The sequence below is a fragment of the Bradyrhizobium sp. genome (genome assembly GCF_027451485.1).
Classification (GTDB): Bacteria; Pseudomonadota; Alphaproteobacteria; order Rhizobiales; family Xanthobacteraceae; genus Bradyrhizobium.
In genome coordinates this window covers 1-4,682 of record NZ_DAIDJE010000032.1, presented here as the reverse complement: position 1 = coordinate 4,682, position 4,682 = coordinate 1, and the positions used below count along the sequence as shown (strand labels likewise).

Here is a 4,682-nt window from a genome sequence, read left to right as displayed (position 1 = left end):
CCCACGCTCATGCGCTGAATTCGATCAGTGCCGACCCGCGACGCGAAAGCCGGGCTTTTGGATCACCGCCACGAGGCGATCCTCGCCGGTACTTTGCGGGTCATAGAGGATGCGGGCTTGACCTTCTTCGAACGAGACCGTCGCCATCCGTACGCCTGGCTCACTTTCGACCAGGGTCTTGATGGTATTGGCGCAGCCATCACAGTTCATGCCTTCGATCTTGAAAGTTGTCGTTTTCATATGTTGCTCCATTACAGGCACTATCGGCGCAGCCCGATAGCTTTCTCCGCTATTTGCGTCCGAGTGCACCTGCTCAATCTCCACGTGAGCTGGCACACCCGGTAACTTGCGGCGCATAGCGCCGCGGCAAGTGAGCCTCCGGTGGCGTTAGGACCTGAGAACACTTGACCTCACAGCATGGCCATGCCGTGACAGTTCGACGCTAAGCCTTGGAGTTAACTCCAGAGTCAAGTGGATTCCGCCACGTCTCGGCGAGCCTGATGATGGAGGTTGTTGCCGCGCTGCGAGCAGAGCTGAAACTGAGATCCTGCGCGTTCACGAAGGCTTGGTGAGTATTCTCGGCAGAAGACACTCTCGATCGGCAATAATCGGTTGAGCATCAAGAGCGGCCATTCGACTGCCCGCCGCATTCTGAAGCGCAGACTATAGTTGCACCATAGTCATGGTCTGCGCTATTTCGACAATCCTTCAAATAGCGCTTATGAGTCAGATCGCGGCCAGCTTGACTCGCGCGCCCAGCTTTTCCGCCGCCTCCTTGCGCTCGCTATAGCGGCTGGCGAGGTAGGCGGAGGGACCACGCGTCAGCAGCGTGAACTTCACCAGCTCCTCCACGACATCGACGACACGATCGTAATAGGGTGACGGCTTCATCCAGCCCGCCTCGTCGAACTGCTCGTAGGCCTTTGCGACAGAGGACTGGTTCGGGATGGTGATCATGCGCATCCAGCGGCCGAGGACGCGCATCTGATTAACAGCATTGAAGGACTGCGAGCCACCGCTCACCTGCATGACGGCCAGTGTCTTGCCTTGCGTCGGCCTGACCGCGCCGATCGCCAGCGGAATCCAATCGATCTGCGCCTTGATAATGCCAGTCATGGCACCGTGGCGCTCCGGGCTGCACCACACCTGTCCCTCCGACCAGGCCGACAGGTCGCGTAACTCCCGGACCTTCGGATGATCGGCCGGCGCATCGTCCGGAAGCGGCAAGCCGCTGGGATTGAAGATGCGGGTCTCGGCGCCGAAGGCTTCCAGAAGGCGAGCCGCCTCCTGGGCTTGAAACCGGCTGAACGATCGCTCGCGGAGCGACCCATACAGCAACAGAATGCGCGGTGGGTGCGTCGGTGGGTCCGGCAAAAGCGCGGCCACCGCCGGACGTTCGAACGCGTGGGGATCGATGTTCGGCACATCCGCCAAATCAGGCGGCTGCATCAACGCGCCTCTTTGACGATACGCGGTGCTGCCTGGCCGCGTTCGTACCAGCCCTTTGATCGGTTCACGATCCAGACGATTGTCAGCATGACCGGCACTTCGATCAGCACGCCGATCACAGTCGCCAGCGCCGCACCTGATTGAAACCCAAACAGGCTGATGGCAGCGGCGACAGCCAGCTCGAAGAAGTTGGACGCGCCGATCAGGGCCGATGGGCCGGCGACGCAATGCTGCTCACCCGAAATGCGGTTCAGCAGATAGGCGAGGCCGGCATTGAAATAGACCTGGATCAGGATCGGCACGGCGATGAGCGCGATCACAAGCGGCTGCGCCAGAATTTGCTCGCCCTGAAAGCCGAACAGCAAAACCAATGTCGCCAGCAGCGCGACGAGGGATAGCGGCTGCAGTCGGTCCAGCAATCGCTTCAACGCCGTTTTACCACCGGTCACGAGCAACTGGCGCCGGAGGAACTGCGCGAAGATGACGGGCACGACGATGTAAAGCACGACCGACAGGACGAGCGTGTCCCACGGCACGGTGATAGCGGACAGGCCGAGCAGCAGGCCGACGATCGGCGCGAAGGCAAACACCATGATCGTGTCGTTGAGCGCCACCTGGCTCAGCGTGAAATGGGGCTCGCCGTTGGTGAGATTCGACCAGACGAACACCATGGCCGTGCAGGGCGCGGCGGCGAGAATGATCAGACCGGCGATGTAGCTGTCGATCTGGGCGGCCGGCAGATAGGGACGGAAGAGGTATCCGATAAACAACCAGCCAAGCGCCGCCATCGAGAAGGGTTTGACCGCCCAATTGATGAACAGCGTCACACCGATGCCGCGCCAGTGCTCCTTAACCTGGCCGAGCGCCGCGAAGTCGATCTTGATGAGCATCGGCACGATCATCAGCCAGATCAGCGCCGCAACCGGGAGATTGACCTTAGCGACCTCGGCCGCCCCGATCGCGTGAAAGGCCCCCGGCAGTAAATGGCCGAGCGTCACGCCGGCCACGATGCAGAGCGCGACCCAGAGGGTCAGCCAGCGTTCGAAGATGGACATGAACAGTTCTCTTTCAGGCCGTCGCCGCACGGCAGCCGCTGGCATCGACGACCAGTTCGCCATCTTCCTTGTGGAATTCGCCCTGCTGACTCGCCGGTAGGATGTCGAGCACGACCTCCGAGGGGCGGCATAGCTTGACGCCGAGCGGACTCACCACAATTGGACGATTGATCAGGATCGGATGCGCCATCATCGCGTCGAGGAGCTGATTATCGGTCAGGCTCAGATCGCTCAATCCCAGCTCGGCATAGGGCGTGCCCTTCTCCCTCAGCACAGATCGCATCGAGACGCCCATGCGCTCAATAAGCTGCGCCAGCAACGCTCGCGCTGGCGGCATCTTCAGGTATTCGACGACATGCGGCTCGAAGCCTGCGTTGCGAATCAGGCCGAGCACGTTGCGCGACGTGCCGCAGTCGGGGTTGTGGTAGATGACGATATCCATGATGGGCCTCACGCCGCGCTCGGGCGGGGCGATGTCGCCTTCGGATCGACCGATCTCCCGCAGCTTTGTGCCGAGCGCGATCTTGTCGAGATTCTTCAGCGGCAGCGCCGTGAAGACCGAAATACGGTTCTTGAGATAGCGGAACGCTGTGACGAAGGCGGCTTCCTTCTGGATGCCGGAGCCTTCGACCGCCGCGGGGTCCAGAATGCCCCAATGCGCGGTCATCGGCTGGCCGGGCCACACGGGACAGGTCTCGCCCGCGGCGTCGTCGCAGACGGTGAACACGAAATCCATGACCGGTGCGTCGGGACCTGCGAACTCTTCCCAGCTCTTCGAGCGGAAACCGGCGGCGGGATAGTCAAAGCTCGCCAGCACCTTCGGCGCGAGCGGGTTGACCGTCCCCTTTGGGTAACTTCCGGCTGAGAAGGCGTTAAAGCGCCCGGCGCCATCCTTGCGGAGAATACCCTCGGCCAGGATCGAGCGGGCTGAGTTGCCGTTGCAGAGGAACAAGACGTTGTAGACCCGGTCAGCCATGGACGGCCTCCTTGGTGATGGTGTTCTGGGTAGGGCAGCAGGATGTGAGGTCGGCGATGAGCGGCGCGCAAATCTCTGGGCGACCGCCGCAGCAATCCTTGACCAGATAGCCAGTGAGCGCCCGGACCGCCTCAAGCTGCGCGCGAAAAATGATGGAACGGCTGTGCCGCTCGGCCGCGATCAGTCCGGCGCGGGTCAAAATACCGAGGTGGGTCGACATGGTGTTGTGGGGCACAGCCAAGTGTCGCGCGATCTCGCCGGCGGGCAGACCATCCGGCTCGTGTTCGATCAGCAACCGAAAGACGTCGAGCCGGGTTGGCTGGGCGAGCGCTGCAAAAGCGAGAATGGCTTGCTCATATTCCATATGTCGAGACTAATCGACATATGGAAGTGTGACAAGACCTTCTTATCTCGAGCTTCTTATCTCGACGAGGGAGCCTGGCAATCGTGAGCGCAATTCGACGTTCTCGCTCGTGAGATCACGCCGCGAGCCTCGGAATGGCGCTCTCGACCAATCGCAAGAATCAGGTGTTGCGGGCGCCCGCCACCACGCACTTCTGCGATCCTGTGCTCCCGTTTGCGCCACTTCACAATCGCTGATCGCCAGATCTTGGTGGGTTCAAATCAGGGTGCCGGCCTCGGGTCCAGCGCGCACCTGTCGAGTACTTCGATCATGACGGCGCGCTCAACCGGCACAGCAAGAAAGCTTGGCGACGTCCTTGCCGAACGACAGCGCCGCCCCGCGCGATATCCCTCAAAGACCAGTTCCAAAACGGACATAAGAGATTTTGGAGCGGGCGAAGAGATTCGAACCCTCGACCCCAACCTTGGCATCGAGGAGATGGCGCACCCGACAGGATTCGAACCTGTGACCTTCGGCTTCGGAGGCCGACACTCTATCCAGCTGAGCTACGGGTGCCTTTAAACTTCACCTAGTCCCGCCGACCGACTTTGGTCAACCGAACCACGCCATATCAAATCTCAATCGCCTTCAAATCCATTCCGGAGCGATCTGCGCTCGTTCGCTACGCCGACTCTCTCGGCTCCTCGCTACACCGCACCCCAGATTGCTTACGCGGTGCTTACGCGAGATTTTCGAGGCCTCTGAGCGGAATGCATCTGCCGAATAAGGCGTTGATTTTCTTTGTAGTCTCAATCTCCTTCGTAATCCAAAACCCCTTGACCTCAGCCTTCGGAGGGCA

General features: G+C 60.8%; 4 protein-coding genes, 1 tRNA gene and 2 pseudogenes. All 7 read right to left on the bottom strand.

Going from position 1 to position 4,682, the window contains the following annotated elements:
- Positions 1 to 24: 24 nt before the first annotated feature.
- Positions 25 to 240, bottom strand: coding sequence for a heavy-metal-associated domain-containing protein (locus tag NEZ08_RS04380; RefSeq protein ID WP_298104041.1), 216 nt, complete (start codon positions 238 to 240; stop codon positions 25 to 27).
- A gap of 486 nt (positions 241 to 726) precedes the next feature.
- Positions 727 to 1,449: an arsenical resistance protein ArsH gene (gene arsH, locus NEZ08_RS04375; protein ID WP_298104038.1), complete on the bottom strand. Its 723-nt coding sequence runs from the start codon at positions 1,447 to 1,449 to the stop codon at positions 727 to 729.
- Positions 1,449 to 2,504, bottom strand: coding sequence for an ACR3 family arsenite efflux transporter (gene arsB / locus NEZ08_RS04370; RefSeq protein WP_298104035.1), 1,056 nt, complete (start codon positions 2,502 to 2,504; stop codon positions 1,449 to 1,451). Before arsB ends, arsH begins: the two co-directional genes overlap by 1 nt.
- A 13-nt stretch (positions 2,505 to 2,517) precedes the next feature.
- Positions 2,518 to 2,928: pseudogene (gene arsC / locus NEZ08_RS25740) on the bottom strand (arsenate reductase (glutaredoxin)); the annotation flags it as partial.
- A 26-nt stretch (positions 2,929 to 2,954) separates the two neighbouring features.
- Positions 2,955 to 3,480, bottom strand: a pseudogene (locus tag NEZ08_RS25735) (arsenate reductase ArsC).
- Entirely contained in the window at positions 3,473 to 3,844 is a 372-nt protein-coding gene (locus tag NEZ08_RS04360; RefSeq protein ID WP_298104030.1) for a helix-turn-helix transcriptional regulator, read from the bottom strand. The pseudogene NEZ08_RS25735 and the gene NEZ08_RS04360 overlap by 8 nt, the downstream one beginning before the upstream one ends.
- A 478-nt stretch (positions 3,845 to 4,322) precedes the next feature.
- A tRNA-Arg gene (locus tag NEZ08_RS04355) sits at positions 4,323 to 4,399 on the bottom strand.
- Between the last annotated feature and the right edge of the window lie 283 nt (positions 4,400 to 4,682).